The organism is Streptomyces sp. NPDC104309 (assembly GCF_055584025.1).
Genome location: NZ_JBVJMV010000047.1, coordinates 42,732 through 59,016 on the forward strand (window position 1 = coordinate 42,732; position 16,285 = coordinate 59,016).

Here is a 16,285-nt window from a genome sequence, read left to right on the forward strand (position 1 = left end):
AAGGAAAGCACCGAGAGGCACGGAGCTTCGGACGAGCACGCGAAGGAGACCGCCGTACGCACCCTGAACAAGGAGCGGGCGCGCTCGCACGGTATTGCGCCGCCGCCGGCTCGGCGAACGGGCGGGAGTCGGCAGCCGAGGCCCATGCGTCGTGCGACACGATGCCCGATGCGGCCGTCGACCCTACGGTGGTGGCATGGCGGTGATCAGCGGTTGGAGACGCGGGACGCGGGCCCGGAGCGGTCTGATGGACGCACTGGGCGTGACGGTGCTGTTCGTGCTCTCGGTCGTGGCCTCCTCGGTCGTACCGCATCAACACGAGTTCTCCTTGCGGTGGCCGGCCGTGGTGCTGGCCGGTCTCGGTTGCTCCGCGCTGCTGTGGCGGCGCCGTCACCCTTTTGGCGTACTGGCCGTCGCGGTTGGCTGCGGGGTGGCCTTTCAGGTGCTCGGGTTCCGGGAAAGTCCGCTGGTGATCAGCCCGGTTCTGGTGTCGGTCTACACCGTGGCCGCGCTGACCGACCGGCGTGCCACCTGGACGGCGGCATCGGCCTCGGCCGCCATTCTGGTGGGCGCCGCCGTGCTGTGCGATCCGCGCTCATGGCTGGCCCCCGACAACGCGGCGATGCTGGCGTGGACGGCTCTGCCGGCTGCCGTCGGGGACGGGGTGCGCTCACGGCGTGCCTATGTGGTGGCCGTGGAGGAGCGGGCGGAACACGCGGAGCGCACGCGTGAGCAGGAGGCGCAGCAACGAGTGGCGGCGGAGCGGGTACGCATCGCCCGCGAGCTGCACGACATCGTCGCGCACCACATCGCCCTGATCAACGCTCAGGCGGGCGTGGCCGTTCATCTGGTGGATCGACGGCCGGAACAGATCCTGGCCGCACTGGAAGACATCCGGGACACCAGCCGGTCCGCGCTGGACGAACTACGGGTGACCGTGGGGCTGCTGCGGCAGTCCGGCGATCCGGTCGCGCCGCGTGATCCGATGCCGGGGCTCGCCCGCATACCGGCGCTCCTGGCGTCGTTCGAACGCGCCGGTCTGAACGTGAGCCATACCCGGCGGGGCATCGCCGAACCGCTGGCCCCGGCGGTGGATCTGGCCGCGTACCGCATCGTGCAGGAGGCCCTGACGAACGTGCACAAGCACGCGGGGTCCGACCACGCCCGGCTGGTCCTGCACTACCGCCCTGAGCAACTGACGATCACCGTCGAGAACGATGGACGAACCGGGGGGAACCACGTCCGTCCGGGGACCGGCCACGGGCTGATCGGGATGCGTGAGCGCGCCTCCACGGTCGGGGGCCGGCTGTACGCGGGAGCGCGCCCGGAGGGGGGCTTCACCGTGATGGCCGAACTGCCGCTCCGTCCCGGTCTGGTCATGGGAAAACCGCCGAGGAGGGACGGGCATGACGATTCGTGTACTGCTTGCCGATGACCAGGCCCTGTTGCGAGGCACGTTCAGGATGCTGTTCGACTCCACGGACGACATGGAGACGGTGGGGGAGGCGTCCAATGGGCAGGAGGCATTGGAACTGGCGCGTGCGGAGCGCCCCGATGTGGTCCTGATGGACATCCGCATGCCGGAGATGGACGGTCTCGACGCCACCCGGCTCATCAGCGAGTCCGAGGACCTCACCGGAGTGAAGGTGCTCATCCTGACCACCTTCGAGGACGACGAGCACGTCGCCGAGGCCCTGCGCGCCGGTGCGAGCGGTTTTCTCGGCAAGGGGGCCCGGCCCGAGGAGCTTCTCGAAGCCGTCCGTACGATCGCCGTGGGCGAGGCCTTGCTGTCCCCGGCGGCGACGCGTGCGCTGATCAAGCGCTTCCTCGCGCAACCGGACCCATGTCCGGCGGATGTGCACGAGCGGCTGGAGTGCCTGACGCGGAGGGAACGCGATGTCGTGGCGCTGGTGGCGCTGGGGTTGTCGAACGACGACATCGCAGAACATTTGTTCGTCAGTCCTCTGACCGCCAAGACCCATGTCAACCGGGCCATGACCAAGCTGTCGGCGCGTGACCGGGCCCAGCTCGTCGTCATCGCCTATCAGTGCGGCCTGGTCACTCCGGCGCCGGAATCAGGGCCCTCACAGGCGTCCGTGTGAGCGTCGGCGCGGGTAGGCGCGCGCGGGTCCCGGTCGTAGGCGCGAGCACCGGATACCGCAGTCGTGGTAGGCGGGAATCGCTGCGGGGGGACGATGTGCGAAGGGCCGTTCCTGGGCGAAGGTGAGAGGGCGAACGGAGGTTTCGCCATGATCGAAGCCCACTGCACGACCAAGCGATACGACGCCGCATCGATCGGCCCGCACACCGCGCCCCACGTGCCGGTCGCTCTGCTCGCCGCCAGGGCGGCCATGGGCAGCCACACGGGCGACCACACGGGCCGTACTCACCGTGTTTCCCCGCCGACTGCACGTGCCGACGACCGCCACGGACGCCGTCCTCGCGTCGAGCACTGCGGCCTGCGTCGCCTCCCTCTTCCGTGGTCGAGCGGTCCCGTTCTCCCGTCGCGGACACGCCTGCCACTCCTCGCCGCGTACGCGACCGCCCTCCTCGGCATCGGCGCCCGGATTCTCGTGCGATACGACGCCTGAACCGCGCGCGGGGACAGAAGCGGCAGTCGCCACACTCACGACCGGCCCCGCGGCCCAGATGCCCGCGCGACCGGCACAACCCGGCACCTTGGCGTCCCCCGACACTCTCGGCACCTCGGCACAGGAAGGATCCCTCCCATGCTTACTGCAACCAGGAACGACCGTACGACCAGTGAACGACCGGCCGAAGAACACGACATCCCCGTCCCGGCGGCCGACGAAGCGATCGCGGTGGGAGCTCACCTGGCGACCTGCGCCACGTGCCGGGGCGGGTACGACTGCAGCGAAGCCGTGCCCGCTCACCTGTTCCTTCTCCGCCAGGCTCTCGCCGACAGCACCGGCCGGCAGCACGGGGCGCGCGAGGAAGGCCAGGCGGAACGCCACCGTGTGGCACCCTGCCGACGCGGTCCGGTCCGTACGACCGGGGCCACACAGCTCACCCTCTCCCAATGGGTCAGCAGGACCGCGAGGATCGGAGGCCGGAGCTGACGAGGGGGGTGACGACGAGCGTGGGGGCGGTCAGGGCGCACCGTCTCCGGAGCGGTCCTACCGCCCCGGAGACGGTGCCCCGGCACTCTTCGTCAAGCGTGAGGGACGCGCACTCTTCGTCCAGCCTGAGGGAAGCGCGGCAGCCGTTCGGGACCGCGGGCCTGGTGCACGGCCTCCGCTACAGAGGCGCCCCGCCGGGCACCTTCAGCCCGGCGCCATCGCATAGCCGTCGGCCGTCCAGCCGCCGTCGCTGACCACCACCTGGCCCGTGATGTTCGCGGACACGCCGGAGGCGAGGAAGAGGGCAAGATGCGCGATGTCCTCCGGGCGGCCGAGGCGGCCACGGGGAGTGCGGCGGCGCAGCGCCATCTGTTCGGCCTGGGGGTGTCCGTCGTCCTGCTGGCCCTCGGCGCGCCGGCGGCCACGCGGTTGCGCTTCTCCCCGAAGAGCTGAGGCACGCCGGAGCATCGGCCGCAGCGGGCTCCGGACACGCCACCAATGGCGGTGAGGGGGAGTGTGCGGGGCGGCTGCCGTCGAGGCCTGTGAGCCGTCCCGCACAAGCCCTATCCCCAGGTGAGCGGGTCGAGATGGAGGTAGAAGCGCAGCCGGTCGAGGGCGATGCCGTACCTCTCGGCGAACTCCGCGTCCGCGGCACGCGCCTGCTTCTCGTCCGGCCAAGTCTCCCGCGCGTTGGCGAGCAGCAGCGCCAGGTCCGCGTAGCGGTCCGCCAGCCCGAGGCGGCCCAGGTCGATGAAGCCCGACACGTCGAGGGTCCGCGGGTCGAGGACGATGTTGGGCAGGCACAGGTCTCCATGACAGACGACCGTGTCGGCTGCCTCCTGGTCCCGTCGCCGCCCGACCTGCGGTACCAGGCGGGCCAGCAGCTCCGCGGCCGGGGTGTGCTGTTGCTGGACGGGGAGGAACTCGGGGTTCACCGCGCCGCGTGCCACGACGTCGCGTGCCAGGGTGACCATCCCGTCCAGGCCCCGGCGGAACGGGCACTGCCGTACGGGCACCTCGTGCAGCAGGCGGACCGCGTCCGCGACGCGTTCCCAGGAATCTCGCAGGTCCGCCGCGGACACCCGGTCGGCGGGCACACCGGAGACGGCACCGGACACCAGGCAGGCGCCCGCATCGCCGGAGTGCCAGTCGAGCACGCGTGGCCCAGGGACGCCCTGGCCGGTCAACCAGGCGATCCGGTCGCGCTCGGCCTTCAGGTCGGCCACGTCCGCGGCGGCCACGCACTTGGCGTAGCGGGTGCCGTCCGCGCTCCGGAAGACGGCGGCCCCCGACTCGCCCGCCGTGACGGGCAGCCAGTCGCCGTCACCACCACCCGCGCCCATCAGCACCGGCGAAACGGTCCGGGATCCGGGGTGATCGCTCATGGCGGCCACTCTAGTGACCTGAGGGGTTCACCGGCTTTCCTCTCCGGCTACAGCACTGAGGGCTGTCCCGTCATCCCTGGCGGGCGAACGACGACAGCTACGGCACCTCGCCGCGTTGTCGGGACGTCCGCATACATCCGGTATGCGGATGTTCCTCCGCCTTGCGATGCACCGCATCCGACGCCGCGCGCTGATCCACCACGGATGACGGGACAGCCCTTAGACCGGCCGACGCGCCCGGCTTTCGGCGCGGGACCCGATGACTTCAGCCCCGTCCCCGCCGACGGCCTGTGCCGCGACCACGGCCCGTCCCGCCTGTCCGCCAGGCGATCGCCGCCCGTGGCACGCGCTCGTGGCCGTCCGCATCAAGCCGGTCGCTCGTCGGTGCGGATCCGGGAGGCGAGGACCGCGATGTCGTCCTCCGCGTCGTCACCGAACCGGTTCAGCACCTCGTCCAGCAGATCCTCCAGGCGTCCGCTCGCGGGCAGTTGCAGTGACGCCAGCCGTCCGACGGACACGTCGATCGCCTCGTTCCGGCGCTCCACGAGCCCGTCGGTGTACATGAACAACACGGTTCCGGGGCCGCAGGGCAGCACCCGGGCCTCGTATCGTCCGTAGCCGGTGCCCAGCGGTGGCCCGACGGGCAGCTCCGCGATGTGCGCCCCGGTGCCGCCCGGATCGATGAAGACGGGCGGCAGGTGCCCGGCGCTGGCCACTTCACAGACTCCGGCGAGCCGGTCGACGACCGCGATCAGGCAGGTGGCCGCACGGTCGAGCCCCGAGCGTTCCACCATGGTGTCCAGCCGTTCCAGGATGCGGTGCGGCGGCAGTTCGTCCGCGGCCAGCATGCGCAGCAGCGACCGGTAGTGGCTCATGGCGACGGCGGCCTCGACGCCGTGCCCCATCACATCGCCCATGGCTTTGAGGTGGCGTCCGTCCTTCAGCGGGATGACGTCGAACCAGTCGCCGCCGACCAGCACATCGCGCTCGGCCGGCAGATAGCGGGTCGCGATCTCGATGTGCGGGTGCTGGCCGCGCGGTTCGGAGAGAAGCGAGCGCTGAAGTTCCAGGGCGATGCCGTGCTCGTGCGCGTACCGGCGGGCGTGGTCGAGGTCGACGGCCGTGCGCCCGGCGAGCTCGCGGGCGACGATCACGTCCTCGTCCGCGGTGAAGGCGGGGGAGTCGCCCGTACGACCGAGTCCGAGGACGCCCTGGGGGTTCCCGCGCACGGTCAGAGGGACGACGACCATGGAGTGCAGACCCAGCACACGGTGGGCGGCAGCCCTTTCCGGCGTCGTGCCGGACCGGCCGGGCTCTTCGGCACTGAGGTCCTCCAGCACCGGCTGGTTGGTCGCCAGGGAGCGCTGCACGACCGAGTCCTCCTGGTAGTCCACGTACTCGCCCGGTTCCTGGAAGTGTCCGCCCAGGTTCTCGCGGACGCCCGGAGACATGGCCAGGGCCGCGCGGCGCATCCGGAGCACCCCGGCCGGCGGGCGGCGCACGACGTGGCCGATGTCCGGCGGGAACACCTCGACGGACGCGACGTCGGCCAGCGCGGGCACCACGAACTCCGCCAGTTCCCGGCAGGTGGTGTCGATGTCCAGCGTCGTGCCGATACTGACGGACGCCGTGTTCAGCAGCGTCAGGTAGCGCCGGGTCCGTTCCAGGTCCTCCCGCTGGTGATGGGCCGAACTGGTCTCCAGCACGATCCCCACCAGGCCCAGGCACCGGCCACCCGCCTCGATCCGGTAATAGCTCCCGCGCCAGTACCGCCTGTCCTTCCCGGTCAGTTCGCGCGTCAGTCCGCTGAATGTCGTGTCGCGGGGCCGCCCGTCGTCGAGCACCGAGCGGAGCACTTCCTGGCGCTCGTCGAACTCGGGCAGCACGGCGTTGATGCTCCGGCCGCGGTGCTCGGCGGCCGGCAGGCCGTTGATCCGGGCCTGTGCGGGATTGACGTACAGATAGCGCAGATCGGTGTCGTACAGGGCGATCCCGGCAGGTGCTCCGTCGAAGAGGGTGGTGAGGACGGATACGTCGAACGGCAGCGGGCTCTCGGCGTACTCATCGGCCTGCACATCGACCTCCTGAGGCGGGGAGCGGATCACGCGCTGCTCCTGGGCCTCAATCGTCGACCGCACACCTTCGCCGCGCATCCGCACCCGCGTGGAGCGGCACGGGGCCGACGGGAGGACCTTCGCCCCGTTCGCCGCAATGGACGGTGCGGCCCCGGCTCATCCGCTCCGCACCGATGTGGTGTGAGGTGTCCGGGACCGCCTCGGGGCGGACCCGACGGCCCTCACCCGACCGGGCCAGCAAGGTCCCTTGTCCCCATTGGGCTGTCCCCACCTCGGAGTTGCCCGGACACGGGAGCCATGAATCTGTGGAAGTCGAGATCCGCCGGATCCCGCCTTCCAGGAGGAGACATGCGCCCTGAGCAGAACGGCCGCTCGGCCGACCAACTGTCCGTCGTGTACACGGTCCACGTCATCGAGGGCGGTGAGCAAGGATTCCTCGACGCGTACGAGCGGATACGGAAGTCCGTCGCCAGCGTCCCCGGGCACATCATCGACCGGCTGGGAGAACCCCTCGACGACTCCCGGCAGTGGGTGATCACCAGCGAGTGGGAGACGCCCGAGCACTTCTTCGCCTGGCAACAGGGCGAGGACCACCGCGCACTGCTGGCTCCGCTGCGGGCCTGGGTCGACCAGACCCAGTCGCTGCGGTACCGGGTCATTCAGGAGACCGTAGGGGTGAAGTCATGACGCAACCCGTCACCGGCCCCGTCGCCGTCCTCGGCCTCGGCACGATGGGCACCGGCCTGGCCACCCGGCTTCTCGACCAGGGTGTCGAGGTCCGGGTCTGGAACCGCACCGCGGAGCGGACAAAACCGCTCGCCCGCGCCGGCGCCGTCGCCGCGACGCATCCGGCCGACGCCGTCGAGGGCACGAGCGCGGCCATCTGCACCGTGACCGACGGCGAAGCCCTCGCCGCCGTGCTGCACGGACCGGACGGGATCCTGACCGGGAGCCCGTACCCAGGCACCCTGGTCTGCGCCAGCACGGTCGCACCGGAGGAGGTCGTCCGTCTCACCAGCAAGATCGACTCCGTTCTGGACGTCGGCATGCTGGGCAACCGGGAGCACGCCCGCAGCGGTGATCTGCGGCTGTTCGTCGGCGGCGAGGAGCGGGTCTTCACCGCGGGGCGGCCGCTGCTCGAACTGCTGGGCAAGGAGGTCGTCCACCTCGGCGAACTCGGTTCCGGCATGCGGATGAAGCTGCTCCTCAACCTGCTGATGGGGATCGAGGTGCAGGCCCTGGCCGAAGCGGTCGAGCTGGCGTCCGTCACCGGGCTCGACCCGAAGCTCGTCCTCAGCACGATCGCGGGCAGCGGCTTCGCCTCGCCCGTCATGGCGTTCAAGTCCAAGCGACTGGCAGCCGGGCGCTTCGACGAGCCCGACTTCCGGCTGAGCCTGATGGCCAAGGACCTGCTGCTCGCCGCGGACCAGGCCGCCGCGGCCGGACTGCGGCTTCCGCTCGTCGACGCAGCCGCGCAGACCCACGTCCGCGCCGCCGACCAGGGACATGGCGACGAGGACTGTGTCGCCGTCGTCCACGCACTCGCATCGAACCAGGGAACACACACATGATCATCGACATCCATGGACACCTGTCCCCGCCGGATGCCGCACGACGCTTCCCCATGCCCCCCAGCCTGACCGACGTCGACGGCATGCTCGCCGCCCGCGCCCGGGCCGGAATCGACCTCACCATCATCGGCAGTCCGGTCGGCGCCGGTGCCATGGCGCGAGTCCCGGGCGTCGACAACTACGCGCAACCACGAGACCGGCTCCGCGGCTTCCACAGCTGGATGTCGGGCCTGATCGCCTCCTTCCCGGACCAGTTGCGCGGGTACGTGTACGCCAACCCGTTCGGCGACGACGACCACCTGGAAGGAGTCAGGGAGACCCTGGAGGACCCCGCGTTCGTCGGCCTGATCACCACCTCCAGCGTCCACGGCGAACTGCTCGGCTCGCCGCGCGCCGACTCTTTCTTCGCGCTCGCCGCCGAGACGGGAGTGCCGGTCCTGGTGCACGCTCCGGCCGAACCGATCGGCACGGACCGGGTCGACGACTTCGGCTTCGTCGAACAGATCGGCCGGTTCGGGGACGTCACCATGGGCATGGCCATGATCGCGTTCGCGGGATGGCTGGACAAATATCCCGGCCTGCGCCTGATCGGTGCCACAGGAGGCGGCGCGATGGCGCTGCTGCCGGAACGCCTGCAGACGGCGGCACGTCCCAGACACTGGGGCGCCGGCGCACCCTCGACGCAGCCCGACGCCCCGGCGGCGGCAGACCCGGGCGGGGCACTGCAGCGCATGTACGTCGACACCAGCACGTTCAGCCCGGCGCATCTGGGCCTCAACGCGGAGGTGCTGGGGCCGGAGCGGATGCTGTTCGGCACGGACTCGCCGCCGATGTCCGTACCGCTGGAGGAGCTCCTGCGCCTGATCGAGAAGCTGCCCGTCGACAAGGCGGCCCAGCAGCTCATCCTCGGCGGCAACGCCGAGGCCCTCTTCGACCTCAGGAGCCGACCGTGACCACCGTGGACGATCCGGTCGCCGCGGCCGAGCGGTGCACCCCCGAGTTCCGCCGGAACCCGCATCCGGTCTACGCGAACCTCAGGGACACGGCGCCCGTCTGCCCCATGAGGCCGCCGCACGGCATCGACACGTACCTGATCACGCGGTACGAGGACGCGCGGGCCGCCCTGACGGATCCGCGGCTGAGCAAGGACATGTACGGGGCCATGGACGCCTACCGGAGGATCTTCGGTGACTCGTCCGTGGCTCTGGACGACCACATGCTCAACTCCGATCCGCCCAAGCACACCCGGCTGCGCAAGTTCGTCGGCTCCACGTTCACCCCGCGCCGCGTGGAGTCCCTGCGTCCGCGGATCCAGGACGTCGTCGAGACGCTGCTGGACGGCTGCGCGACCCGTGAACCCGTCGACCTGCTGCCCGCGTTCGCGTTCCCGCTGCCGATCATCGTGATCTGCGAACTGCTCGGTGTGCCGCAGGAAGAACGGCCGGAGCTGCAACGCCTGTCCACCACGGTGGCGCAGACAGGGTTCGGCAAGGAAGCCAAGCAGGCCCAGCAGATGGCGGAGGAGGGCCTGCACGCGTACTTCGCGGAACTCCTCGCGCGCAAGCGCAGCCGTCCAGGAGAGGACCTGCTCAGCGCGCTCGTCGAGGCCCGGGACGAGAACGGCGGCCTCACCGAGCAGGAACTGATCTCGACCGCGTTCCTGCTGATGTTCGCGGGGCACAAGACGGCCGCCTACCTCATCGGCAACGGCGTCCACCATCTCCTCACCCACCCCGCGCAGCTCCGCGCCGTGCAGCAGGACCCGGAGCTGGTCGGACCGGCGGTGGAGGAACTGCTGCGCTACGACGGTTCGGTGGAGAGCGCGACGTTCCGTTTCGCGACCGAGGATGTAGAGATCGCCGGGACGCGGATTCCCAAGGGCTCCCTGGTGCAGATCGCGCTCAGCTCGGCCAACCGCGACCCGCGGAAGTTCGACACACCGGACGCCTTCGATGTGACGCGCCCCGAGAACGCGCAAAGCGCCCATCTGGGGTTCGGCCACGGCATCCACTACTGCCTGGGAGCGCCACTGGCCAGACTGGAGACGCAACTCGCTCTCACGGGTCTGTTCAGCCGGTTCCCGAGGGCCGCTCTGGCGGACCCCGCGCGTGAGGCGCTCTGGATGGAGGTTCCGTTCCCTGCCTTCCGAGGCCTCGCGGAGCTGCCTGTCGTGCTTGAGCCCGCCATGCCGTGACCGGCGGTCGGAGGAGACCGGTATCCGTTCATCCGCCGCGCGTCCGCTCACGGCGCGGTCGACCACCGCGCGAACGCGTCCGTCTTCCTGACGGCTGTCCCCCGCGTCGCCCGGATGCCGATCACGGTGCCCGCCGGGCCGGTGGGCAGTCTCGGTAGCTTGCCCCAACTCTGCCTGAAACAAGGTTGGTTCGTGGAGCAAGGAGACTGCCCACCGGCTCGCTTCGTCCTCCTGGGGTTCATGTCGCGCCGGTGTGCCCGCCCTCGAACACCGATGGAACCGAGCTCCTCTGACGCTGCGTCAACAACTTCAGGGGTGCTCACGGAGCGGCGCCCGCAAGTTGGCGAGGGGGCAGCCGTGACGGAACCGGAACCGACGCACGAGAGCCACGAGACGCAGGACACGAAGGAGGCATCGGGCCCGCCGGTGGCATCGGGCCCGCCGGTGGCGCCGGGCCCGCCGATGGCGCCGCAGGCGCAGGATCCCGGAGCCACGAACGGGACATCACAGCCGTCGCGACGAAACCGAGCCCTCGTGATCGGCGTTGTCGGAGCCGTTGTACTGGCTCTGCTCGTGGGCCTGACGGTCTGGCTGTTCGGCGGCTCCGAGGACAAAGCGGCAACGAAGGGCGACCGCAAACCGTTCGACAAGGCGGTGGCGAGTCTCGCGGTCGCCAAAGGGCTGCACTACAAGGACACGGCGATCGCCGGCATCACGGTCAGGGACGTCACGGTGACCGCGTCCGGCAAGAAGTTCGGCAGCGCGGGATACGGCGACCGCCTGAAGAACCTGGAGCAGGACGTCCTCAGAATCGACGGGAAGACGTACACCCGGTGGAAGAAAGCCCACGATTACGAGAAGGACAGCCTGCCGAAGGACGCGCAGAACGGACCGGGCAGGTGGATGGTCAATCCGATCGGTGGCACGGCCACCCTTGACGAGGCGCTTCAGCAGTACATCTCCCCCAAGGAGTTGGCCGCCTACCTCGCCCGCGCCCTGGACGACGTGGACCACTTCCCCCGGGCGGACGACCCGGACTCACCACCCCTGACCGTGCACGGGGTACCGGCGCTGCGGGCCGACACCTCCGTCGGCAGCCTGGTCGTCACCAGGAAACCGCCTTACCGGGTGCTGCGGCTGGAGCCGTACGACTTCCATGATCTGTCCAAGCGGATCCGGGAAGCCACCGAGCAGGGAGAGCAGCCCGTGCTTCCCGAGGTCACCCAGGGCCCGCTGAAGGCGGGCGACTCCGAAGGCCTGGAACTGGAGCCGGTCACCGGTGCGCAGTCCGAGGCGATGTTCGCCCTGCTGGAGGAGTACATCCGCAGACTCGGCGACGCGGTCGACGAGAGCGTCGACTTCACGCTCAAGACCGGTGGCTCGCTGAACTGCGGCGCTTCCGGTTGCTCCGTCCGGGAGGCGTTCACGGGCAAGATGATTCCCCGGGAGAACGGGGCGCACGTCGTCGTCGGCAAGGTCACCGCCGTTCTGACCGCGACCGTGACCATCAACGGCAGGCCGGCCGGCAGGTGCACCAGCCCGCCGACCGTCGTCCGTTTCACCGGCAGCACGTCGAGCGGAAACCTGTCGTGCTCGGTCCCGGAGGCGGGACCGGTCTACGCCACCGAGCACGCACGCCTCAAGGCCCAGGCCGAAGCGGAGTCCCGCGCGTCCAACCGCCCGGTTCCCTACCGCGTCTCGATGCGGGCCTGGGCCGAGATCGACGCGCGGGCCGTGGCCCTGGGCAAGGTGGACGAGCTGACCGAGGAGGTACGGCGGGAGAAGCGCGGAGCCTGAGGGGCCCCGACAACGCGTTGGCCGTGACGGTCGGCGGACCCGCCCCGGTTCGCGAACCGCGGGGGCCTGCGCCGAGTACGGGCGGGCCGGGCAGGACCGTCCCCGAGGAGCCGGCTGCCCGTGCTCGACGGCACGGGCAGCCGGCTCCTCTGCCGCCTCCTGATCAAGGGGCGCGGACGCCCCGGCGGGCGGGCCGCGATCACGCGTAGGTGACGTCGGACGCGCAGCGAGCGCCGCTGTCACCCAGGTAGGACTTGTCGAGGCACCCCCACACGTGGACGCCTGTCATCGGTCGACTCCCAGAGGATGGTCCGGCCGCCGGAGGCGGAGGTGTCGTCGGTGGCGAGCGGCCCGTAGCTGAAGCCGGGGGTGGTGACGTACGCGCGGGCCGCGACGCCGTCGGCCTGGTAGTCCTGCACGTAGTTGTCGTACGAGTCGTTGAAGTCGGCGCCCGCCGAACGGATGCACACCGTCGCCTGGACGTGCCCGCCGGAGAGCCCGGCGGCGCCCGGAGGCCCAACATGCCCTGGCGACAGATCGGCTCCAGCACTTGGCCGGCCGTGGCCCTCGACACCCTGGGCCGAGGCACACGCCTTGGCCGTCGACCACGCCGCCGCGAGCCGGGCCCACGACGATGCCGAAGCGGTGCGAACCGGTCGCGGCGGCTCCGGTCCATGACCGTTCGCCCCGTCGCCGGACGATCCCGTCGGACGCCGCGGGGGGCGGGGGGGGGGCGGGGGGGCCGCCGGGCCGCGCCCAGAACACGGGCCGCGGCGGGCCCCGCCCCCCCCCCCCCCCCGCCCCCCCCCCCCCCCCCCCCCCCCCCCCCCCGCCGGCCGCCGCGCCGGGCGCCGCCCCCCCCCCCCCCCCCACGACACGACCTGGTGGCGACGTGAGCGGGGGCGGCGTGCGTGCGCACGGATCTCACGCGGCGCCCGCCATCTCACGCGCGGGGGTCGGCCTCCACGATCCGAGCATGGGCCCAGGCCACCAACCCGGGGTCACTCAGGGCGTCGACCCACAGATCGGCCCGGTCCTCTCCTTTGCCGGCAGGACGTGGTCCGACACCCAGTACGCGCAGGCCGGCGCTTCGCGCCGACTCGATACCGGTGACCGAGTCCTCCACCGCCAGCGCGTCCTGAGGGCGCACGCCGCAGAGGTCCGCCGCGGCGGCGTAGACGTCAGGGTGGGGCTTGGGCCGTAACGCGTCGCCCGCGACGACGATGTGGTCGAAGCGATCCAGCAGCGAGGCCCGTTCCAGGCAGGATTCCACCACGTCCAGCGGGCAGTTGCTGGCCACCGCGAGTGGCAGATGACAGGCGGCCAGCCGGACCAGAGCCGCCGCGCCGGGCATGGTGACGGGGTCCGCGGCGACCAGCGCCGTGAAATGCCGGAGCAGCGAATCGGTCATGGCCCCGGTGAGCTCCGGCTTCCCGGTTTCCCGGGCCATGAGGCTTCCGCAGTCGGTGTAGTGCACTCCCTTCGCTCGCTCCGCGAAACCGGCCGGAGGCTTGAGGCCGAATTCGCGGAAGACGCGGATACGGGCGTCCTGCCAGTGGCGTTCGGTATCCATCAGAGTTCCGTCGCAATCGAAGACGATGGCGGCCGGGGACCAGTTGAGGATGCGATCAGCTGTCATTTCTCTGCCGTTCTCGGAGAGTGCGCCGACCCCGGTCTTCCATGGGATCAATGAGATGCCGGACTGCGGGAGAGACGCGCTCGACTGCTGGGACGTGGATGTCGAGGGGAAATCGATGACCGCGTGCGAAGGCGGTCTATTCGCCTCCGTGGAGCCCGCCGCCCAGGGCGCCGTCCGCCCTGTGGAGTGAGCCCGAAAACATCGTGCTCATTACGTTAATTTCGCGGAGAAGAAGTGCGCAATCACCATTTCGAGTGCTTTGGTGCGGGCCGGTCGCAGAGCGGGAGTGAGGCGTGGTGAGGCCGGCGGGGGCTGTGTGCGCCCCAGAAACACGGACAATTCATCTGTTATTTGTGCAAGCTCGTCAAATTGCTTGCTATCGGTCCATGTGACGGCAGAGTGGTGCAGGAATGGGCCTGCGTGGGAGTGCGGACTTCCTCGATGTCACCCACATGTACGCACGGTCGAAGAATAATAAGAATTCCGCGACCGACGGTGTGGGGCCGTGTGTGCGCGGGTGTGGCACTCTCTTGCGTCGCATGAATGGCGCACATTATCGAAGGTGGAACATACGTGCAGGACAGGGCGCGAGCTACCCGGAGATCCCTGTTGGAAGCCGCGGCGCAGCTCTTTCTCGAACGGGGGTACGTGGGCACCAGTATCAGCGACATAAGCGGCCGTTCGGGAAAGACCAGCGGTGCCATCTACTTCCACTACTCCAGCAAGGAGAAGCTCGCCCTCGCCGTCGTTCGCGAACAGTTCGCCGCATGGCCGCAGTTGGTCGGACACTACGCGGCCCCGGAGGTCCCGCCGCTGGAGAAGCTCGTCACCCTCAGCTTCGAAGTCGCCAGGGCCCTGCGCGAGGACGTCATTGCCCGCGCCGGTGCCCGGCTGTGGGCCGAACGTCACAGCATCGACGCGGCTGTGCCCGCACCCTTCGCCGCCTGGACCGCGGCCGTCACACGACTGCTCGCCGATGCCCGCGCCCAGGGGGAACTCGCAGAGGGCGTCGAGCCGTCGAGCACCGCCACGACACTCGTGTGCGCGTTCTTCGGCCTGTACAGCCTGACCGACGAGGTGGCGGGGGAGCGGGTGCTCGCGGCCCGGCTGCACCAGTGGTGGCTTCTCGTTCTGAACGCGCTGCAGGCGCGCCCCGACCCTGCCGCCCTGATCGCGCGGGCGCGGGCGCGCTGCCCCGAGTGACGGGGCGATGGGCGGACGACCGAGGCGGTCAGCAGGCGAGAGAGTCGTGTACGGCTTCGCTGGGCCGAGGGGAAGGTCGGCGTGGATGGGGGAGGCGCTCACAACCTCGTGCACCGGCAGGTCCGCTGCCGTGCGACGCGGGCGGGACGTCGGGCAGCCGCTGAGGTGTGCGACGGCATCGACGGCGGCCGTGTGCCGCCTCCACCCGCCCGGATGCGGGTCGGGGCGCGTCCGCGGAGGGTCGCGGCCCACACCGCCTGCCCCGCCGAGCCGGACCCGTCCTGAAAGCCGGTCCCGGACCTGGCACGGCCCCGCCTCGACAAGGCTCGTGATCACGTCACCCGCGCGGTGCCAGGTGGAAGGCCCGGTGCATTTCTCGCAGACGTTCGGCCAGAGCGGGTACGGGCCCCTGGACCATGAGGCCCGGCACCACGTCGGGGGCCGCCAGGGAGCGAACCGGAGACGACAGCACACCCAGCTCGGCCAGCCACTGAGTCAGCTGGGTCGCGGAATGGGCGTAGACGATGCGGCCGAGGCCGACCCAGCCGTGTGCGGCCGAGCACATGGGGCAGTGCTCACCGGAGGTGAAGACGGTGGTCTCGGCCCGCCGGTCCGCCGTGAGGTTCGCGGCGGCCCAACGGGCGAGTTCGAACTCCGGATGACGTGTGCTGTCGCCGAGACTGTTCACGCGATTGCGGTCCTCGGCGAGGATCTGGCCTTCGGCGCTCACCAGAACGGAGCCGAACGGCGCGTCCCCGGCCCTCAGTGCCTCGGCCGCCAGCGTCACGGCTCGCTCCAGGTGCTGGTGTTCCGCACCGGTCAGTTCAACAGTCGACACGACTCGCTCCTCTCACGTGCGCGGGATCGGGCCCGCGCCGCCGTGGGACTCACCGTGTCAGGCCCTGACCTGCGGCGTCCAAGAGATGTGAGCCATCGCGGCGATCGGTGGCGTCCATCGCCCCGTGATGGGGGAGTCCGCACGGGTGCGCCGGACACGGTGCGCCGCCCCGCCCGAGAGGTGAGGGGCCGCCGTCGACGCGCTCGGCCCGCCCGGTCCGTGGGAGGGGGGAACTGCTCCGCTCGGCTGCCTCCGCTCGGGTGCTGCCGGGGCTCCGCAGGGGCCGGTTGTGGCCCGTTGAATGTGACGCCACCCATAGGAGCCGCGTCACATCCTAAGGCGAGTAGTAGAAGCAGGGCCCTTCAAACAGCGCGTAAATGTCGCAAAAAGGTAAGTTTCGGACATTTATCCTAAGTTGGGTAGTACGTCACATTCTTGCGTCGGGTTCGGTGGGGCGTTAACCATGGCTGTCGTTGCGGGAGACCGCGACAGGGCCGGTCGGA

At 70.4% G+C, this 16,285-nt stretch carries 16 protein-coding genes; 10 read left to right on the forward strand and 6 right to left on the reverse strand.

Going from position 1 to position 16,285, the window contains the following annotated elements:
• Positions 1 to 196 precede the first annotated feature (196 nt).
• The 4 genes from ACZ68L_RS38955 (at position 197) to ACZ68L_RS38970 (ending at position 3,080) form a co-directional block, all read left to right on the forward strand.
• Positions 197 to 1,435 carry a sensor histidine kinase gene (locus ACZ68L_RS38955; RefSeq protein ID WP_469587425.1) on the forward strand — a complete coding sequence of 413 codons (1,239 nt, stop codon included), beginning with the start codon at positions 197 to 199 and terminating at the stop codon, positions 1,433 to 1,435.
• On the forward strand, positions 1,407 to 2,102 hold the full coding sequence (locus ACZ68L_RS38960) for a response regulator transcription factor (protein WP_469587428.1): 696 nt from the start codon (positions 1,407 to 1,409) through the stop codon (positions 2,100 to 2,102). Before ACZ68L_RS38955 ends, ACZ68L_RS38960 begins: the two co-directional genes overlap by 29 nt.
• Positions 2,103 to 2,249: 147 nt before the next feature.
• Entirely contained in the window at positions 2,250 to 2,591 is a 342-nt protein-coding gene (locus tag ACZ68L_RS38965) for a hypothetical protein (RefSeq protein ID WP_469587431.1), read from the forward strand.
• A 138-nt stretch (positions 2,592 to 2,729) separates the two neighbouring features.
• On the forward strand, positions 2,730 to 3,080 hold the full coding sequence (locus ACZ68L_RS38970; protein WP_469587434.1) for a zf-HC2 domain-containing protein: 351 nt from the start codon (positions 2,730 to 2,732) through the stop codon (positions 3,078 to 3,080).
• A 204-nt stretch (positions 3,081 to 3,284) separates the two neighbouring features.
• On the opposite strand, the gene ACZ68L_RS38975 is transcribed toward ACZ68L_RS38970, so the two are convergent.
• From ACZ68L_RS38975 to ACZ68L_RS38985, 3 genes are all read right to left on the reverse strand, one after another.
• A complete protein-coding gene (locus ACZ68L_RS38975) occupies positions 3,285 to 3,548 on the reverse strand; it encodes an SDR family oxidoreductase (RefSeq protein WP_469587437.1) in 264 nt (87 codons plus the stop codon).
• A 95-nt stretch (positions 3,549 to 3,643) separates the two neighbouring features.
• The gene (locus tag ACZ68L_RS38980; protein ID WP_469587440.1) at positions 3,644 to 4,465 is read right to left on the reverse strand and encodes an APH(3'') family aminoglycoside O-phosphotransferase; all 822 of its coding nucleotides are present in this window, start codon (positions 4,463 to 4,465) and stop codon (positions 3,644 to 3,646) included.
• A gap of 365 nt (positions 4,466 to 4,830) precedes the next feature.
• Positions 4,831 to 6,540, reverse strand: a complete 1,710-nt coding sequence (locus tag ACZ68L_RS38985) for a SpoIIE family protein phosphatase (protein ID WP_469587468.1) — start codon at positions 6,538 to 6,540, stop codon at positions 4,831 to 4,833.
• 348 nt (positions 6,541 to 6,888) lie between these two features.
• Between ACZ68L_RS38985 and ACZ68L_RS38990 the strand changes: the two genes are divergently transcribed.
• The 5 genes from ACZ68L_RS38990 (at position 6,889) to ACZ68L_RS39010 (ending at position 12,102) form a co-directional block, all read left to right on the forward strand.
• On the forward strand, positions 6,889 to 7,227 hold the full coding sequence (locus ACZ68L_RS38990; protein WP_376222165.1) for an antibiotic biosynthesis monooxygenase family protein: 339 nt from the start codon (positions 6,889 to 6,891) through the stop codon (positions 7,225 to 7,227).
• Complete coding sequence (locus ACZ68L_RS38995) at positions 7,224 to 8,111, forward strand: NAD(P)-dependent oxidoreductase (RefSeq protein WP_469587443.1); 888 nt, start codon at positions 7,224 to 7,226, stop codon at positions 8,109 to 8,111. Before ACZ68L_RS38990 ends, ACZ68L_RS38995 begins: the two co-directional genes overlap by 4 nt.
• Entirely contained in the window at positions 8,108 to 9,064 is a 957-nt protein-coding gene (locus tag ACZ68L_RS39000) for an amidohydrolase family protein (RefSeq protein ID WP_469587446.1), read from the forward strand. Before ACZ68L_RS38995 ends, ACZ68L_RS39000 begins: the two co-directional genes overlap by 4 nt.
• Complete coding sequence (locus ACZ68L_RS39005; protein ID WP_469587450.1) at positions 9,061 to 10,305, forward strand: cytochrome P450 family protein; 1,245 nt, start codon at positions 9,061 to 9,063, stop codon at positions 10,303 to 10,305. Before ACZ68L_RS39000 ends, ACZ68L_RS39005 begins: the two co-directional genes overlap by 4 nt.
• Before the next feature lie 534 nt (positions 10,306 to 10,839).
• The gene (locus ACZ68L_RS39010) at positions 10,840 to 12,102 is read left to right on the forward strand and encodes a hypothetical protein (RefSeq protein WP_469587453.1); all 1,263 of its coding nucleotides are present in this window, start codon (positions 10,840 to 10,842) and stop codon (positions 12,100 to 12,102) included.
• A gap of 239 nt (positions 12,103 to 12,341) precedes the next feature.
• Here the strand turns inward: ACZ68L_RS39010 and ACZ68L_RS39015 are convergent, their stop codons facing one another.
• Both ACZ68L_RS39015 and ACZ68L_RS39020 read right to left on the reverse strand, forming a co-directional pair.
• A complete protein-coding gene (locus ACZ68L_RS39015; RefSeq protein ID WP_469587456.1) occupies positions 12,342 to 12,572 on the reverse strand; it encodes a hypothetical protein in 231 nt (76 codons plus the stop codon).
• A gap of 473 nt (positions 12,573 to 13,045) precedes the next feature.
• Positions 13,046 to 13,741, reverse strand: coding sequence for an HAD family hydrolase (locus ACZ68L_RS39020; RefSeq protein ID WP_469587458.1), 696 nt, complete (start codon positions 13,739 to 13,741; stop codon positions 13,046 to 13,048).
• A 573-nt stretch (positions 13,742 to 14,314) separates the two neighbouring features.
• Here ACZ68L_RS39020 and ACZ68L_RS39025 point away from each other — a divergent pair.
• Positions 14,315 to 14,944, forward strand: a complete 630-nt coding sequence (locus ACZ68L_RS39025) for a ScbR family autoregulator-binding transcription factor (RefSeq protein ID WP_469587460.1) — start codon at positions 14,315 to 14,317, stop codon at positions 14,942 to 14,944.
• Between the two features lie 337 nt (positions 14,945 to 15,281).
• Here ACZ68L_RS39025 and ACZ68L_RS39030 read toward each other — a convergent pair whose 3' ends face one another.
• Positions 15,282 to 15,782 carry a nucleoside deaminase gene (locus tag ACZ68L_RS39030; protein WP_469587463.1) on the reverse strand — a complete coding sequence of 167 codons (501 nt, stop codon included), beginning with the start codon at positions 15,780 to 15,782 and terminating at the stop codon, positions 15,282 to 15,284.
• Between the last annotated feature and the right edge of the window lie 503 nt (positions 15,783 to 16,285).

Bases quoted from the DNA above. Each gene is read 5' to 3' on its own strand.
- ACZ68L_RS38955 (WP_469587425.1), top strand. From the start codon at position 197: ATGGCGGTGATCAGCGGTTGGAGACGCGGGACGCGGGCCCGGAGCGGT.
- ACZ68L_RS38960 (WP_469587428.1), top strand. From the start codon at position 1,407: ATGACGATTCGTGTACTGCTTGCCGATGACCAGGCCCTGTTGCGAGGC.
- ACZ68L_RS38965 (WP_469587431.1), top strand. From the start codon at position 2,250: ATGATCGAAGCCCACTGCACGACCAAGCGATACGACGCCGCATCGATC.
- ACZ68L_RS38970 (WP_469587434.1), top strand. From the start codon at position 2,730: ATGCTTACTGCAACCAGGAACGACCGTACGACCAGTGAACGACCGGCC.
- ACZ68L_RS38975 (WP_469587437.1), bottom strand. From the start codon at position 3,548: ATGCTCCGGCGTGCCTCAGCTCTTCGGGGAGAAGCGCAACCGCGTGGC.
- ACZ68L_RS38980 (WP_469587440.1), bottom strand. From the start codon at position 4,465: ATGAGCGATCACCCCGGATCCCGGACCGTTTCGCCGGTGCTGATGGGC.
- ACZ68L_RS38990 (WP_376222165.1), top strand. From the start codon at position 6,889: ATGCGCCCTGAGCAGAACGGCCGCTCGGCCGACCAACTGTCCGTCGTG.
- ACZ68L_RS38995 (WP_469587443.1), top strand. From the start codon at position 7,224: ATGACGCAACCCGTCACCGGCCCCGTCGCCGTCCTCGGCCTCGGCACG.
- ACZ68L_RS39000 (WP_469587446.1), top strand. From the start codon at position 8,108: ATGATCATCGACATCCATGGACACCTGTCCCCGCCGGATGCCGCACGA.
- ACZ68L_RS39020 (WP_469587458.1), bottom strand. From the start codon at position 13,741: ATGACAGCTGATCGCATCCTCAACTGGTCCCCGGCCGCCATCGTCTTC.